This window comes from Corynebacterium striatum (assembly GCF_016728105.1).
GTDB lineage: Bacteria > Actinomycetota > Actinomycetes > Mycobacteriales > Mycobacteriaceae > Corynebacterium > Corynebacterium striatum.
The window spans coordinates 2,656,955-2,671,412 of sequence record NZ_CP068158.1; the positions used below are offsets into that span (position 1 = coordinate 2,656,955).

The 14,458-nt window shown below is 58.5% G+C and carries 14 protein-coding genes; 10 read left to right on the forward strand and 4 right to left on the reverse strand.

The genetic code is table 11. From position 1 onward, the window contains the following. Positions 1 to 55 precede the first annotated feature (55 nt). The 5 genes from dapA (at position 56) to I6I72_RS12425 (ending at position 8,795) form a co-directional block, all read left to right on the forward strand. Positions 56 to 964 carry a 4-hydroxy-tetrahydrodipicolinate synthase gene (dapA, locus tag I6I72_RS12405; RefSeq protein ID WP_005528992.1) on the forward strand — a complete coding sequence of 303 codons (909 nt, stop codon included), beginning with the start codon at positions 56 to 58 and terminating at the stop codon, positions 962 to 964. 2 nt (positions 965 to 966) lie between these two features. Continuing rightward, positions 967 to 3,111 carry a ribonuclease J gene (locus I6I72_RS12410; RefSeq protein ID WP_201807085.1) on the forward strand — a complete coding sequence of 715 codons (2,145 nt, stop codon included), beginning with the start codon at positions 967 to 969 and terminating at the stop codon, positions 3,109 to 3,111. 63 nt (positions 3,112 to 3,174) lie between these two features. Then, positions 3,175 to 3,813, forward strand: a complete 639-nt coding sequence (locus tag I6I72_RS12415; protein ID WP_201807884.1) for a TIGR03085 family metal-binding protein — start codon at positions 3,175 to 3,177, stop codon at positions 3,811 to 3,813. A gap of 163 nt (positions 3,814 to 3,976) precedes the next feature. After that, a complete protein-coding gene (locus I6I72_RS12420; RefSeq protein ID WP_201807102.1) occupies positions 3,977 to 7,441 on the forward strand; it encodes an FtsK/SpoIIIE family DNA translocase in 3,465 nt (1,154 codons plus the stop codon). A gap of 235 nt (positions 7,442 to 7,676) precedes the next feature. Beyond that, a complete protein-coding gene (locus I6I72_RS12425) occupies positions 7,677 to 8,795 on the forward strand; it encodes a TerC family protein (protein ID WP_049063452.1) in 1,119 nt (372 codons plus the stop codon). A gap of 108 nt (positions 8,796 to 8,903) precedes the next feature. On the opposite strand, the gene I6I72_RS12430 is transcribed toward I6I72_RS12425, so the two are convergent. Beyond that, positions 8,904 to 9,197 (reverse strand): YciI family protein, encoded by a 294-nt coding sequence (locus tag I6I72_RS12430; RefSeq protein ID WP_046645309.1) that lies wholly within the window; start codon positions 9,195 to 9,197, stop codon positions 8,904 to 8,906. Positions 9,198 to 9,244: 47 nt separating this feature from the next. Between I6I72_RS12430 and pgsA the strand changes: the two genes are divergently transcribed. The 4 genes from pgsA to I6I72_RS12450 all read left to right on the forward strand — a co-directional run bounded on the left by pgsA (position 9,245) and on the right by I6I72_RS12450 (position 11,744). Beyond that, positions 9,245 to 9,847: a CDP-diacylglycerol--glycerol-3-phosphate 3-phosphatidyltransferase gene (gene pgsA / locus I6I72_RS12435; protein WP_172453515.1), complete on the forward strand. Its 603-nt coding sequence runs from the start codon at positions 9,245 to 9,247 to the stop codon at positions 9,845 to 9,847. Beyond that, entirely contained in the window at positions 9,847 to 10,326 is a 480-nt protein-coding gene (locus I6I72_RS12440) for a nicotinamide-nucleotide amidohydrolase family protein (protein ID WP_005528999.1), read from the forward strand. Before pgsA ends, I6I72_RS12440 begins: the two co-directional genes overlap by 1 nt. 44 nt (positions 10,327 to 10,370) lie before the next feature. Then, complete coding sequence (locus tag I6I72_RS12445; protein ID WP_034656969.1) at positions 10,371 to 10,742, forward strand: helix-turn-helix domain-containing protein; 372 nt, start codon at positions 10,371 to 10,373, stop codon at positions 10,740 to 10,742. A 141-nt stretch (positions 10,743 to 10,883) separates the two neighbouring features. Next, positions 10,884 to 11,744 carry a PspA/IM30 family protein gene (locus I6I72_RS12450; RefSeq protein WP_005529001.1) on the forward strand — a complete coding sequence of 287 codons (861 nt, stop codon included), beginning with the start codon at positions 10,884 to 10,886 and terminating at the stop codon, positions 11,742 to 11,744. Positions 11,745 to 11,895: 151 nt separating this feature from the next. On the opposite strand, the gene I6I72_RS12455 is transcribed toward I6I72_RS12450, so the two are convergent. From I6I72_RS12455 to I6I72_RS12465, 3 genes are all read right to left on the reverse strand, one after another. Continuing rightward, positions 11,896 to 12,510 (reverse strand): energy-coupling factor transporter transmembrane component T family protein, encoded by a 615-nt coding sequence (locus I6I72_RS12455; protein WP_070508992.1) that lies wholly within the window; start codon positions 12,508 to 12,510, stop codon positions 11,896 to 11,898. A gap of 75 nt (positions 12,511 to 12,585) precedes the next feature. After that, positions 12,586 to 13,278: an energy-coupling factor ABC transporter ATP-binding protein gene (locus I6I72_RS12460; RefSeq protein WP_070508991.1), complete on the reverse strand. Its 693-nt coding sequence runs from the start codon at positions 13,276 to 13,278 to the stop codon at positions 12,586 to 12,588. Between the two features lie 5 nt (positions 13,279 to 13,283). Next, positions 13,284 to 13,874 (reverse strand): biotin transporter BioY, encoded by a 591-nt coding sequence (locus I6I72_RS12465; protein WP_046645313.1) that lies wholly within the window; start codon positions 13,872 to 13,874, stop codon positions 13,284 to 13,286. Between the two features lie 146 nt (positions 13,875 to 14,020). Here I6I72_RS12465 and I6I72_RS12470 point away from each other — a divergent pair, with 146 nt between their 5' ends. Further along, positions 14,021 to 14,236 (forward strand): DUF3046 domain-containing protein, encoded by a 216-nt coding sequence (locus I6I72_RS12470; RefSeq protein WP_049145047.1) that lies wholly within the window; start codon positions 14,021 to 14,023, stop codon positions 14,234 to 14,236. Positions 14,237 to 14,458 lie beyond the last annotated feature (222 nt).

Here is a 14,458-nt window from a genome sequence, read left to right on the forward strand (position 1 = left end):
CGCCACGCGACCCCGATGAACAAATTTTCGCGGGAAGCGGGTAATCTTGACGGCTATGAGCACAGGTATGACAGCAAAGACAGGCGTAGAAACCTTCGGCCGCGTCGGAGTAGCCATGGTCACCCCGTTTGACCGCGATGGCAAACTCGATGTAGCCGCGGGGCGTCGTCTAGCAGCTCACCTCGTTGACAACGGCGTAGATTCCCTCATCCTGGCTGGTACCACGGGTGAATCGCCGACGACAACGCTGGATGAGAAGCTAGAGCTGCTCAAGGCCGTCAAGGAAGAAGTAGGGGACCGCGCAAAGCTCTGCGCAGGTGCAGGTACCAACAACACCGCAGTGTCCATCGAGTTGGCCAAGGCTTCCGCAGAAGCGGGTGCAGACAGCCTGCTCGTTGTGGCTCCTTACTACTCCAAGCCTTCTCAAGAAGGTGTGTACGCCCACTTCGCAGCAATTGCCGAGGCAACCGATCTTCCGATCTGCCTCTATGACATTCCTGGCCGCTCGGGCATTCCAATTGCGACGGAGACCATCCGCCGCCTTGCGGAATTGCCGAACATCAAGGCTGTCAAGGACGCTAAAGGCGACCTTGGCGCGGCCGCACCGCTTATTCAGGAGACCGGCTTGGCTTGGTACTCCGGCGATGATCCGCTGAACCTGCCTTGGCTGACCTTGGGCGCCTCCGGCGTCATTTCGGTCGTCGGCCACGCAGCTCCGCGTGCTCTCGCGGATCTCCTTGTTGCCTTCGAAGAAGGCGACCTTGCACGCGCAAGGGAGATCAATGCACAAACTTTGACCCCGCTCATCCAGGCGCAAGCGCGTCTGGGAGGAGCAACACTCGCAAAGGCTGCCCTGCGTCTGCAGGGCATCGAAGTCGGCGACCCTCGTCTCCCAGTTGTCGCGGCCTCCGCGCAGGAGATCGAGGAGCTTCGCCGTGATATGGAAAAGGCTGGAGTCCTTTAAGAATGACTGAACCCCGTAACCGTTCCCGCAAGGTTACCCGCAAGGCGGGCCCACCAGCGGAAACTGAGACCGCCTCGAATGAGGCGGCTTCGCCGGTTTTTCAGGCACCGACCAATTCGGCGCGCACGGAATCCGGTGAGAAAAATTCCAAGAACACCTCCGATGGCCAGTCCTCTGGCAACGGCAACAACGGTGGCAACAATTCCGATAATTCGGGCAACAACGAGGGCGGCAACAACCGTCGCTCCCGTTCCCGTGGCTCCCGTGGCGGCCGTGGTCGCGGTCGCGGCGGTAACGGAAACAATGGCGGTAATGAGAACAATGGCAACGGCAACAACGGTGGCCGCGGCAACCGCAACAACAACCGCGGTCGCCGCAACGTGCCGAAGTCGATGCAGGGCGCGGATCTGACTAAGCGTCTGCCGGAACCACCAAAGCAGCCGAAGGATGCCCTGCGCATCTACGCTCTAGGCGGTATCTCCGAAATTGGCCGTAACATGACCGTCTTCGAGTACCAGGATGAGCTGCTCATCATCGACTGCGGCGTGCTCTTCCCGTCCTCTGGCGAGCCGGGCGTCGACCTGATCCTGCCGGACTTTGGCCCGATCGAGAAGAAGATTCACAAGGTCAAGGCACTCGTTGTCACCCACGCTCACGAGGACCACATTGGTGCTATCCCGTGGCTGCTGAAGCTGCGCCCGGATATTCCAATCGTGGCATCGCGCTTTACCATCGCGCTGATTGCGGCGAAGTGTAAGGAGCACCGCCAGAAGCCGAAGTTCGTTGAGGTCAACGAGAAGTCGGATGTGAACTACGGTTCGTTCCGCTGCCGTTTTTGGGCAGTTAACCACTCCGTTCCGGATGCACTGGGCATCATGCTGGGCACCCCGGCTGGCAATATCATCCACACCGGTGACATCAAGCTGGACCAGACCCCGCTGGATAACCGTCCGACCGACCTTCCGGCGCTATCTCGCTACGGTGATGAGGGCGTCGACCTGATGCTCTGCGAATCCACCAACGCGAACATCCCGGGCGTTTCCGCATCCGAGGGAGATATCCCGGCTACCTTCCGCCGCCTGGTGTCCAATGCTAAGCAGCGCGTCATCATCGCAACCTTCGCGTCCAACGTGTACCGTGTACAGGCAGCTATCGACGCCGCCGTTTATGCTGGCCGCAAGGTTGCCTTCAACGGCCGCTCGATGATGCGCAACATGGAAATCGCCGAGAAGATGGGCTTCCTGAAGGTTCCGCGCGGAACCATCATCCCGATCGACGAGGCTGCCAAGATGGCACCGCACAAGGTCTTGCTCATCACCACCGGTACCCAGGGCGAGCCAATGGCTGCGTTGTCACGCATGGCACGCCGTGAGCACCGTCAGATCACCGTCCGCGACGGCGACCTCATCATCTTCTCCTCGTCCCTGATTCCGGGCAACGAAGAGGCCGTTTACGGTGTCATGAACATGCTCTCCCAGATTGGTGCTGAAGTTATCACCAACAAGGAAGCCAAGGTTCACGCCTCCGGCCACGGCTACGGCGGCGAGCTGCTCTTCCTGTACAACGCTGCGCGTCCGAAGAACGTTATGCCGGTCCACGGCGAGTGGCGTCACCTGCGTGCAAACAAGGAACTGGCAGTCTCCACTGGCGTTGACCGCGACCGCGTGGTTCTGGCACAGAACGGCGTTGTCGTTGATCTGCGCAACGGCCGTGCAGAGGTTGTTGGCCAGATTACCGTGGGTAACCTCTACGTCGATGGCGTCTCCATGGGTGACGTCGACGCAGATACCCTGGCAGACCGCACCAACCTCGGCTCTGGCGGCGTCGTTTCCATCACCTGTGTGATTGATAACCGCACGTCCCGGCTGCTTGAGCATCCGGCTGTATCCACCACTGGTTTCTCTGACGATGACCGCGGCATCGTGCCGGAGGTTGCCAAGTTGGTTGAGTCCACGATGAACGATCTCGCCGCTGAGGGCGAGAACGATACCTACCGCATGGTGCAGAAGCTGCGCCGCAAGGTATCCAAGCTCATGGATTCCAAGTACAAGCGCGAGCCAGTCATCTTGCCGACCATCATCCCGACAAACTCTGGTCCGCTCTTGGCTGATGACGAAGAGGTAGAGGCTTCCCGCGAGTCTCTTTAAATGAGGCAGTAGCTTTAGGAGCTTTAGGCTAAACCTCTCAAACGACATGTGCCCCGGCAGTCTATGCTGGGGCACATGTCGTTTTCTTCTGCTGAGCGCGTCAAGATGGTGGCGCTGTTCCATAAACTCGGTCCGGATGCCCCTACGCTGTGCGAAGGCTGGACCACTCGCGACCTTGCCGCGCACTTGTGGGTAAGGGAAAACCGCCCTGACGCGGCCGCTGGGATGTTCATCCCGCAGCTGCAAAAGCGCCTTGAGTCGGCGATGCAGAAAGCAGCAGCGCGTGACTTCGATGAGCTGGTTGATGCTTGGGGGAGGGGAGCGAAGAAGACGAACCCAATGCGCTACGTTGATTCACTGGCAAACTTCACTGAGCACTTCATCCACCATGAGGACATTCGCCGTGCCAACGGTATGACCGAGCCGCGCGACTTTTCAAAGGCAGTGGAGAAGGAACTCCACAAGGGGTTGAAAATGTTGGCTCCCCGCATGTTGAGCAAGTCCGCGAAGCCGGTTGTCTTGTACCCGGAGGGCCTTGCTCGCATCGTCGTGGGCGATAGTAAGAAGGTGGCTGAGCGCGGGGACGACGTCGTCCGCGTCCTGGGCCCAGTCTCCGAACTGGTGCTGTGGACCTACGGCCGTGACGCCAGTGACGTCAAGATTGAGGGCGATAACAATGCTATCGTCCGATCCAGCCTCTAACTTTGTGTCAAGCCCTTAGGCTGGAATATGCGCAGTAAGTTGTGCCTTACTGTTCATTGAGGATGCAAAAGCGTGTAGAAGCCTTATTCACTAAGGAAAATATCCACCCGAAACTAGTGTGGCGTATGTGAATAGTGGTGCAAGGGCTACTAGAGTGGCGGATATGTCTGTCAAAAACGCACCGTCACGCGCCTCGCACCGTGGCCGCTCCTCAAAGGGAAGCGCCCGCCCTGCGAACCGATCGCGGCCGTCTGGCCGTACCGGTACAGGTAAGTCCTCGAGCCGGGGAAACTCCGAGCATCTCACGCTGACTTCCGCAAACCGCGCTGCTGAGACCTCTTCCGAGAGGACCGGCAGCGCATTTCGTGCTGTCGGTCGTGGGCTAAGCGCGGTTTTTGGCGCCACAGCGCGTGGCATGGGCGATATGGCACGCGGCGTCGGCCGTGGAATGAACAACCTGCGACCGAGTGACGACGGTGCGGATGATCGCAATATCTACGGCGACTATGACACTGAAGATTACGATGATGTAAGGGAGCCGGAGGAAATTTCTACTCGGGGCAAAACCAAGAAGAGCAAGGTAACCCGCGCCAAGAACAATGGCAAAGGTCGGGGCGAGGACGTCGCGAATAATCCTGAGACTGCGCTGGACCGCTCTGTCGATCCTGAGGGCCGCGTCGCCCGGCAGGAACGCACCATCCAGATTTCCAATCCGGATGCGGTTGCGCTGACCCTGATTGGCATCGCGATTGTCCTCGCGTGTGCGGTGTGGTTCGACATCGTGGGCGTCATCGGTGCCTACCTCACCAATGCGGTGCGCTACGCCATCGGCGCAGGTGCGTACGTGCTACCAGTGGCGCTGGTGGCCCTCGCCATGGCGCTCATGATGGGGGTATCCGGCGTGGCCGGTCACCTCAAGCCACGCGTCGTGGGCGGTACCACCCTCATCATCGTGTGCATGCTGGGCCTCATCCACATCTTTGCCGGACTGCCTGCTCTGTCGTGGTCAAACAATGCTGCAGGTGACGCCGGCGGCGCCATCGGTTTTGTCGTGGGCCAGCTGCTCGAGGCGGCGTTCTCTGCTTATGTTGCGGTCCCGTTGCTGTTCCTGCTGATCATTTACGGTGCCTTGAACATCACGGGTATCACCCTGCGCGAGGCCTTCGACTACATCTCGGCGATCTTCAACGACCTCATGGCCGGCTTGCGCGAGCGCAAGGACGGACGATATGAGGACTACGACGAGGAGCTCCACGACGACGCCTATGGTCACGTCAATGACGATATCGAGGACATCGCCGAGGGGCGTGAACGCGCACCGCGTGAGGAACGCCAGGCGCAGCAGCCGCGCCGCGCACGCCGCCAGCGCCCACGCCGCCTGTCGACGCCGATGGATAACTACCCGGCAGACGCAAACGCAACGGTCTCCTTCGACTCCGCTCAAGCGCCGATGCAGGACGCTGATGAGGACGCCGCAGCTACTGCAGCGCGCGCCGAGCAGTCCGCGCTGCTCGATGATGCGGGGCAGCCGACCGAGGTTATCTCGCAGCCGGCTACGCCGGCGCATCCAGTGCAGCATGGCCGCCCAGAATTCAATTCAGCTACCCCGCGCAGCGTCGACGACACCGATGAGATTCCAGTAGTCCGCGACGAGGAGTCAACCACCGTGCTCCCAGCGTCTCCGCGCTCGGCAACCCCGCGCCGTACTTCCCAGGCATCTGCCAGCGCAGCCGGTGCCGCAATCGGCGGTGCCGCCGGTGCTGCCGCTGGCGCGGCTGCGGGTGCTGCGGCAGGAGCGGCGTCGCCAAGCGCTGCTCTCGACTCCGCAGCAGACGTGGTCTCCTCGGCACACGCTGAGGCAGTGCGCCTGTTCCAACAGCGATCCGGGCGCGATGCCACGACCGGCAAGTCCGTCGAAGAGCCAGCAACGCAGTCCCAGCAGTCCGCACCACAGGCGCAACCTGCACAGGCGGCTTCTGCTGCACCGGCCCCGGCACCTGCCCCTGGTGTGGCTAGCGAATCCGACTACGACGTGCCGACCACTGACCTGCTGACCCCGGGCAAGCCTGCCAAGGCTCGTACCGAGGCCAACGACCGCATCATCGAGGCCATCACTGATGTCTTCGAGGAGTTCAAGGTCGACGCCCAGGTCACCGGCTTTAGCCGTGGCCCAACAGTTACGCGCTACGAAATCGAGCTTGGACCAGGCGTCAAGGTCTCCAAGATTACGAACCTGCAGTCCAACCTGGCATACGCCGTGGCCACGGACAACCTGCGTCTGCTGACCCCGATCCCGGGCAAGTCCGCAGTGGGCATCGAGGTGCCGAACGCAGACCGAGAGATGGTGCGTCTGCGCGACGTGCTAGATTCCCCGGCCATCGCTGGCTCCGTCGATCCAATGCTCATCGGCTTGGGCAAGGACATTGAGGGTGAATACTCGTCCTTCTCCGTGAAGAAGATGCCACACCTTTTGGTGGCGGGTGCTACCGGTTCCGGTAAGTCCGCATTCGTGAACTCCATGCTCGTCTCGTTGCTCACCCGCGCGACCCCGGAGGAGGTGCGCCTCATTCTCGTTGACCCGAAGATGGTGGAGCTCACCCCGTACGAAGGAATTCCACACCTCATTACCCCGATCATCACTCAGCCGAAGAAGGCGGCAGCCGCCCTCCAGTGGCTGGTCGAGGAGATGGAGCAGCGCTACATGGACATGCAGTCCGCCCGCGTGCGCAAGATTGAGGATTACAACCGCAAGGTCATCTCCGGCGAGCACCAGGCACCTGCCGGCTCCCAGCGTGAGATGCGCCCGTACCCATACATCGTGTGCGTGGTGGATGAGTTGGCCGACCTCATGATGACCGCCCCGAAGGAAATCGAGGAGTCCATCGTCCGTATTACTCAGAAGGCACGTGCGGCGGGTATCCACCTGGTCCTAGCAACCCAGCGCCCTTCCGTGGACGTCGTGACCGGTCTGATCAAGACCAACGTTCCTTCCCGCCTCGCCTTTGCTACCTCGTCGCTGACTGACTCCCGCGTCATTTTGGACCAGGGTGGCGCTGAGAAGCTCATCGGTATGGGCGACGGTCTGTTCATCCCGCAAGGCGGACGCCCGGTGCGTATGCAGGGCGCGTTCGTTTCTGACGAAGAGGTTCAGGCTGTTGTCGATGCCGCGAAGGCACAAGGCCAGCCGAACTACACTGAAGGCGTCACGGAAGAAAAGAAGTCCGAGGCGAAGAAGGAAATCGACGAGGACATCGGAAAAGACCTGGATGATCTGCTTGAGGCCGTCGAACTTGTGGTTACCTCCCAGTTGGGTTCGACGTCGATGCTCCAGCGCAAGCTCCGCATCGGCTTTGCTAAGGCTGGTCGCCTGATGGACTTGATGGAATCCCGCGGTGTCGTGGGTCCTTCCGAGGGCTCGAAGGCACGTGAGGTTCTGGTCAAGCCGGAAGAACTCGACACCATAATCTGGATGATTAAGGGCGCGGATCCGGCTGAAGCCCCGAAGGAAATCCAGGAGGAGATGGCGCAGTCTGCTGACGGTGGCGACGCAGCGCTTGACGATGCCGCGTCCTCCGACGACACACGCACCGTGCAGGCCACCTACAACCCATCTTCTGGGGCGTTCTAAGAACCGGACTCCAGTTGCGCTGGTGATTTAATGCCCTACCGATTTAAATGCGGTAGGGCATTTTCTTTTGTGTAATATAGGACGAGTCTTGGAGGGGAGTACCCCGCTCCACAGCGATGATCGTCAACACGGCAGCTCGGTTTTATTACCAGGGTTCCCGGTCTCGCTGGCCCGCGTCGAGCGGGTGGGGGAGACCTCCGGTCAATTTCGTAACCCGACCGGAGGATATTTATATATGCATGTCCCATTGTGGATCTGGGCGATCACCATCGTCGTCATTCTCGGATTTTTCATCTTTGATTTCTACAGCCACGTGCGATCCCCGCACGAGCCTTCCATCAAGGAATCCGGCTCCTGGACCCTGTTTTATATGGGCCTCGCCGTCATCTTCGGCGGAATCGTCTGGGTGCTGTGGGATCACGAGCACGCCATTCAGTTCTACACAGGCTGGGTGACTGAGCAGGCCTTGAGCGTGGACAACCTCTTCGTGTTCGCACTGATTATGGGCTCGTTCAAGATTCCTCGCCGCTTCCAGCAGAAGGTGCTGTTGATCGGCATCGTGTTGGCGCTGCTATTCCGCCTCATCTTCATCATGCTCGGTGCTGCGATCATCCAGGCGTGGTCCGACGTGTTCTATCTGTTCGCAATCTTCCTTATCTACACCGCAGTCAAACTCATCGTCGATGAGATCCGCGACGCTGAGGAGACGGACCCCAACGACATGCTCGTCATCAAGTGGCTGCGCAAGGTCATTCACGTGACGCCGCGCTACCACGGGGACAAGCTCACCCACCGCGAGGAATCCGGCCCGAAGAAGGGCAAGCTGGCTCTGACGCCACTGTTCGTGGCACTGACCGCTATTGGCCTCATCGATGTTATGTTCGCGTTTGACTCCATCCCGGCTATCTACGGCATTACTTCAGAACCGTTCCTGGTCTTTACTACTAACGCGTTTGCTTTGATGGGCCTGCGCCAGATGTTCTTCCTGATTGATGGCCTCTTGGAGCGTCTGGTCTACCTGCCTTATGGCCTGGGCATCATCTTGGGCTTCATCGGAGTGAAGCTCCTCTTCCACGCGCTGCACGAGAACAACCTGCCGTTCGTGAATGGCGGCGAAAACGTCGGCGGCATTCCAGAGATCCCGACCTTGATGTCCCTGCTGGTTATCGTGGGCGTCCTCGCGGTGACCGTTGCCGCCTCTGTTTTGAAGAGCAAGCGCGACGAGGCCCAGGGTGGTATCTCGATATCTCACAACCACTATGACTGGGACGAAGAGGGTAACAAGATAGTTCGCACCAAGAGCGGCGAGTTTGTAGGCAAAGCTGCGGACCTACCGCAGTCAGAATTGCCTTAAACCACAAGTTTAAGAGGCGTTTACACCGCATCATAAAGGCCCGGAGAGAAACACTGTGCATTCCTCTCCGGGTCTTAGCATTTATCGAGGTTGGGCGCTTACTAGCTACTAGCTAAACGAGTTGATGACTGGATTCCACTCGCGGAAGTCGCGGGCGGTGACTGCGCCGGATGTAAAGAAGGGATCGTTGTCCATGGTTGCGGCAGCGTCTTCGATGGTGGCCGTCTCATCCGTGAACTGGAGGACAATCAACGCGCCGCCTTTGGCATCTGGGAATGGGCCTGAGCCAAGAATCTTGCCTTCGGCATTGAGGCCGTTGATGAATTCGCGGTGCGCCGGACGGTTATCAGCGATGGCCGGATTTTCAGGGTCATATTCGTAGAGTGTTGCAATGTACTTCATGCCCCTCATCTTAGGGAGTTGGGGGAGTCAGCCGCAGGAGCTTCAACATGGCAGGTAGGATTAGTCCCGTGAATGATTCTCAAGCTCAGCAAAAGGCAGCAGCGGCGTCGGATGTAAATCCCAACGTTTCCAACTGGAATCTGCCCAACGTCTTGACCAGCTTGCGAATTCTTTTTATCCCAGTCTTTGCATGGCTTGTCCTGGCGGACCATGAGTGGTGGGCGTTTGGCCTATTTGTGGCTTTGATGATCACGGACAAGCTGGACGGCGACATTGCTCGTTCCCGCGGTCTGATTACAAACTTTGGCAAGATTGCTGACCCCATCGCAGATAAAGCACTGATGACGGCTGCATTCGTCTGTCTTAATATCATCGGTGTGCTGCCTGTGTGGGTGACGGTGGTTATCCTGGTGCGCGAGTTCGGCATTACCTTGTGGCGCATGGCTTTGCTGCGCCAGGGCAAGGTGGTCCCGGCATCTAAGGGCGGCAAGCTAAAGACTGTTCTCCAAACCATCGCCGTTGCCATGTATCTGTGCCCGCTACCGAGCTGGATGGATATCCCCACTTTTGCGGTCATGCTCGCGGCAGTTGTGGTCACCGTGGTCACCGGTGTGCAGTACCTCATTGACGGTCGGAAGCAGAATTCCTAATGGATTCTCTGGCCAGCCAAGTAGTTGAAACGCTCAAGCGGCGCCGGGAAACTGTGGCGTTTTGCGAGTCTCTGACTGCTGGCCTAGCCGCGGCCACCGTGGCCACCGTGCCCGGCGCCTCTGCAGTGTTGCGCGGGGGATTGGTTACCTACGCAACCGAGGTAAAGTCCCATTTCTTGCACGTTCCTCTGGAGCAGCTGGAGGAACGGGGCGTGGTTTCCGCGTCGACGGCGCAGGAGATGGCCGTGGCTGCCGCCCGTGAGACTGGCGCGGATTGGGCGGTCTCGCTAACTGGTGTCGCAGGCCCTGATACTCAGGAGGGCAAACCCGCGGGCACGGTATTCGTAGGGATTGTGGGTCCCAGCGTTGAACCAACGGCGATTCAGACGGAGCACCTTTCTGGCTCGCGCGACGAGATTCGAACGGGTGCTGTAGCCGCAGCATTGAGCCTGCTTCTATCAACTTTGGAAGAAAATTAGCACTGTCGGGAACAAAGTGCTGACTTAGCACGTTATACAGGATGATGAACACTACAACAGCACTTCTTGAAAAGCCTTTAAACGCCACCCAGGCGCGGGTACCGGGTGCCGTCGAAACCCCTAAACGCGCTCCGGAACCGCTCCTTCGTGAGGCTTTGGGGCTCACGCTCCGCGCCTTCCGCGCTGACAAGGGCGTGACTCTCCGCGAGCTCGCCGGCGTGGCCCGTGTATCCCCGGGTTACCTCTCCGAGCTAGAGCGTGGACGCAAGGAAGTATCTTCAGAGCTTCTGGCGTCTGTCTGCCATGCGCTCGAGGTAAGCGTTGCTGACGTTCTCATTGAGGCAGCGGGCTACATGGCACTGCCGTCGATGGATGAGGAACTGGCGTCGACTGCCCCTGCAGCATCTGAGCTCTAACTAGCTTTTAATAGCCCGCGCTCCACAGCGAACTTTATGCCCTAGGCAACGCAGTGAAGCGCGGGCTTCGCTAGTATAGAGAACCGGAGAAATACTTTTTCAGAAAATTTTGAAAGCTAATTAGGAAGGCCCCAGAATACAATGGCGAATCCATTCGTAAAGGCATGGAAGTACTTGATGGCACTCTTCGATTCCAAGATCGAAGAAAATGCTGATCCGAAGGTTCAGATCGAGCAGGCTATCGAGGAAGCACAGCGTCAGCACCAGGAGCTTTCGCAGCAGGCAGCTGCTGTCATTGGTAACCAGCGTCAGCTGGAGATGCAGCTTAACCGTCGCCTGAGCGAAATTGAGAAGCTGCAGGGCAATACCCGCCAGGCTCTAGAGCTCGCTGATAAAGCTCGTGCTGCAGGTGACGCAACCAAGGCCACCGAGTACGAGAACGCTGCGGAGGCTTTCGCTGCACAGCTCGTTACTGCTGAGCAGTCTGTAGAGGACACCAAGAAGCTTCACGATCAGGCACTTCAGCAGGCTGAGCAGGCTAAGAAGGCTGTCGAGCGCAACGGCATGGCTCTGCGTGAGAAGGTCAACGAGCGCTCCAAGCTGCTGTCTCAGCTTGAGCAGGCCAAGATGCAGGAGAAGGTCTCCGAGTCGCTTAACTCCATGAACGAGCTGACCGCGAACGGCAACTCCCCTTCGCTGGATTCTGTGCGTGACAAGATTGAGCGCCGCTACACCAAGGCATTGGGCCAGGCTGAGCTCGCCGAGAACTCCGTTTCTAATCGCATGCACGAGATTGAGCAGGCTGGCGTTCAGCTCGCAGGCCACTCCCGTCTCGAGCAGATTCGTGCTGAAATGAACACCACCAAGGCTGTGGAGGGCAACCCCCAGCAGGCAATCGAGGGCAACCGCACTGCTGGTTCCGCTGCTGACAAGGCAGCTCAGCCAAATGCTGCAGCTGATGATGCTGTCCAGGCTCGTCTCCGCGAGTTGCGCGGCGAGTAAGCCTTAATTGACGCTACGAAAGTAGCCGATAGCCTCGAGCATAGGAAGGGCCTCACCCTTGGCATCCGCCGGGTGAGGCCCTTCCTGCATGTAGTGAGTTTCTGGGGACTGAAACTCGGGTTCCAAATTCATGGAGCTACTCTTGCTAGCGCTAATCGCCGACGCCGCGGGCTTGCAGGGCCTCACCCATGGCCTGGGCGCGGCGGATAGAGCGGATGACCACCGGTGTACCGAAGGCGAGCAGTGACGTGCCGGCGCCGCGTGCTTTGCGGGCGTCGAGGACTTCATTGACTGTGCCGAGCATTAGCGGCAACAGACGGATTGTCAGCGACATGGCAAGGCTGAGGTTTTCTACCGGCAGTCCGAGTTTCGCGAAAGGCTGTAGTGCCCGCTCGAAAGACTCCATCATGTCTGAAACCTTGGTAGTCAAGGTCAGCAAAACGGCCGCGATGATTGAGGCATAGACACTAAAAAACATCACCACTGCGGTGACAAAGTCCTTTTGCCACCACTGAAACGCGGCTAGGGCCAGCAAGAGATAAAGAGGCGGCAAAAGTTGGCCCCATGCCACACTGATAGGGATACGTGCAATGGGGTAGTAAGCCACTGCTATCGCGGCGGCGCCGATCGCGGTGGGAATGGATTTAGCCCACAGTGTGGTGACCACAATGAATGTAATGAGAACCACAAACTTCACCCGCGTCGGACACCGGTGGATGATGGTGTCGGCATCAACGTAATAGCCAAGGGGGATGCTTTTCGGCACGGCTGGCTTCCTACTTCACAAAGGGTTTCGGTTGGGGTGATTGTTGAGTGGGTCGGTTCTTTTAAGCTGACTTCTTTAGAGCGGCCGTGAGGCCATGAGTTTGCGGTAGAAAGTGATGACCTCCTCGGGTGCGCCGTCGGCAGCAATCTTGTGGTCATCGATGCAGATGACGCGGTCGAAGTCATTGATGAATTCGAGGTCGTGGGTGACCACGATGAGTTGCTGCTCAAGTGCCGCGAACTCACGCCGGATGCGGTCACGGTTGCGTAGGTCGAGCAAGGTTGTCGGCTCGTCGGCGATGATGAGCGACGGGTCCATGACTAGTACAGCCGCCAGCGCAAGCAATTGTTTCTGACCACCTGACAGCGTGTGTGGTGATTGCTCCGCTAGATGTGAGAGCCCGAATCTCTCGAGGGCGGCGTCGACACGCGCCTTCTTTTCTTCCTTAGCTAGTTTCATGCGACGCAAGGAAAAGGCGACGTCGTCACGCACATTTGGCATCACGATTTGGTTCTCTGCATCGGAGAATACGAAGCCCACTTTGCGGCGGACTTCTTTGCCGCTCTTCGCTACATCGACGGCGTCGACAAGCACTGTGCCCGTAGTTGGCTCACCCAAACCATTGATGAGACGCGTCAGCGTGGACTTGCCCCCACCGTTGGCACCGATGATTCCAATGCGCTGCTCACTGAGGGTCAGGTTGATATCAGAAAGGATCTCCTTGTCCTCGAAAGAGACGCAGACCCCTTGAAATTCAATTGTTGGCATAGTGCTTAAGCCGCGGATTCAGCCTTCTTTGTCACAGGCTTGCGGCCCATGAGATCAGGGAAAGCTGAGTGCACACCGATGGCGATGATGATCATGATCACCAGCTTGAGCGCATCTGGGCCGAGGAATGGAATCTGTGCCAGGGCAGCTTCGCCCCAGCCCATGCCCGCGCGCAGCGCCAGGCCGACGGTGCCGCAAGCGTACTGAATGAGCAAGCTGACAAAGCCGGCGACGGTAATCATGATGGCAAGGCCTGTCTTGTTGCGCGGTGCACGGTAGGCCACAGCGCCGCCGATGGCAGGGGAGATGAGGTAGCCCACGATGTAACCAACGGTTGGGCCAGGCAGGGCGCTGATGACGCTACGTCCGCCAGCAAGGACCGGAAGGCCTACGAGGCCGAGAACGATAAACAGCAGGCCCACGAAGAATCCGCGGCGACCGCCGAGAACTAGACCCGCCAGGGTAATGACGGCGTTCTGGATAACGATGGGAACACCGGAGACAGGACTTGGAATGGAAACGAACGCAAAAACGATGATGAGAGCGGTAAAGACTGCAACATATGCGATGTCAGTCGCGACAGAGTTCTTTTTCATGGTGGGGAGATTACACGTTTGCCAACGAAGCAGGAAACCGGCAGTTTTGAACAGCGTTCAACGTGGGGTTTCGGCGGCGCTCTATGCCCTAGATGGGGGACTTGTCCTAGGGAGGGTGTGCAAGGCCGCCCTGTAGGATGGCTGGCATGCGATTGACGGAATATCACCAACTGGTTGTCGACGAGTTCGGCGAGTCCGAGGGGAAGTGGATTAGCCATTCCCATGTACTAGCAAAATATGGTGAGACCGCCGACGAGCTAATAGAGCGAGGTGTTGACCCGGGCGACGTGTGGGACGGATTGTGCGATGACTTTGACGTTCCCGAAGAAAGGCGCCTTGGGGTCGACTATCCAACCTTGTAATCGTTAGCTCGGCCTTTCGAACGCGTTGAAACCTTTATGGCCTGAAAATAGAACAGACACGTTGAATTTGAGTGGAAATTCGAACATCTGTGTGTGTATTGTTGTGGGGGATGTCAAGCTGATTCGATAGCTTTTGTCTGTCGGCGGAACCAGTGTTGCGCAATAACAGTCTAAAAAGAAGAACTCGCGCTCATCGGCGCGTGAATCATTCTGCGTAAATAA

Excerpts from the sequence above, each read along its gene's own strand:
- I6I72_RS12415 (WP_201807884.1), top strand. The coding sequence starts at position 3,175 with ATGCTGGGGCACATGTCGTTTTCTTCTGCTGAGCGCGTCAAGATGGTG.
- I6I72_RS12450 (WP_005529001.1), top strand. The coding sequence starts at position 10,884 with ATGGCGAATCCATTCGTAAAGGCATGGAAGTACTTGATGGCACTCTTC.
- I6I72_RS12460 (WP_070508991.1), bottom strand. The coding sequence starts at position 13,278 with ATGCCAACAATTGAATTTCAAGGGGTCTGCGTCTCTTTCGAGGACAAG.
- I6I72_RS12440 (WP_005528999.1), top strand. The coding sequence starts at position 9,847 with ATGGATTCTCTGGCCAGCCAAGTAGTTGAAACGCTCAAGCGGCGCCGG.
- I6I72_RS12425 (WP_049063452.1), top strand. The coding sequence starts at position 7,677 with ATGCATGTCCCATTGTGGATCTGGGCGATCACCATCGTCGTCATTCTC.
- pgsA (WP_172453515.1), top strand. The coding sequence starts at position 9,245 with ATGGCAGGTAGGATTAGTCCCGTGAATGATTCTCAAGCTCAGCAAAAG.
- I6I72_RS12430 (WP_046645309.1), bottom strand. The coding sequence starts at position 9,197 with ATGAAGTACATTGCAACACTCTACGAATATGACCCTGAAAATCCGGCC.
- I6I72_RS12465 (WP_046645313.1), bottom strand. The coding sequence starts at position 13,874 with ATGAAAAAGAACTCTGTCGCGACTGACATCGCATATGTTGCAGTCTTT.
- I6I72_RS12420 (WP_201807102.1), top strand. The coding sequence starts at position 3,977 with ATGTCTGTCAAAAACGCACCGTCACGCGCCTCGCACCGTGGCCGCTCC.
- dapA (WP_005528992.1), top strand. The coding sequence starts at position 56 with ATGAGCACAGGTATGACAGCAAAGACAGGCGTAGAAACCTTCGGCCGC.
- I6I72_RS12470 (WP_049145047.1), top strand. The coding sequence starts at position 14,021 with ATGCGATTGACGGAATATCACCAACTGGTTGTCGACGAGTTCGGCGAG.
- I6I72_RS12410 (WP_201807085.1), top strand. The coding sequence starts at position 967 with ATGACTGAACCCCGTAACCGTTCCCGCAAGGTTACCCGCAAGGCGGGC.
- I6I72_RS12445 (WP_034656969.1), top strand. The coding sequence starts at position 10,371 with ATGAACACTACAACAGCACTTCTTGAAAAGCCTTTAAACGCCACCCAG.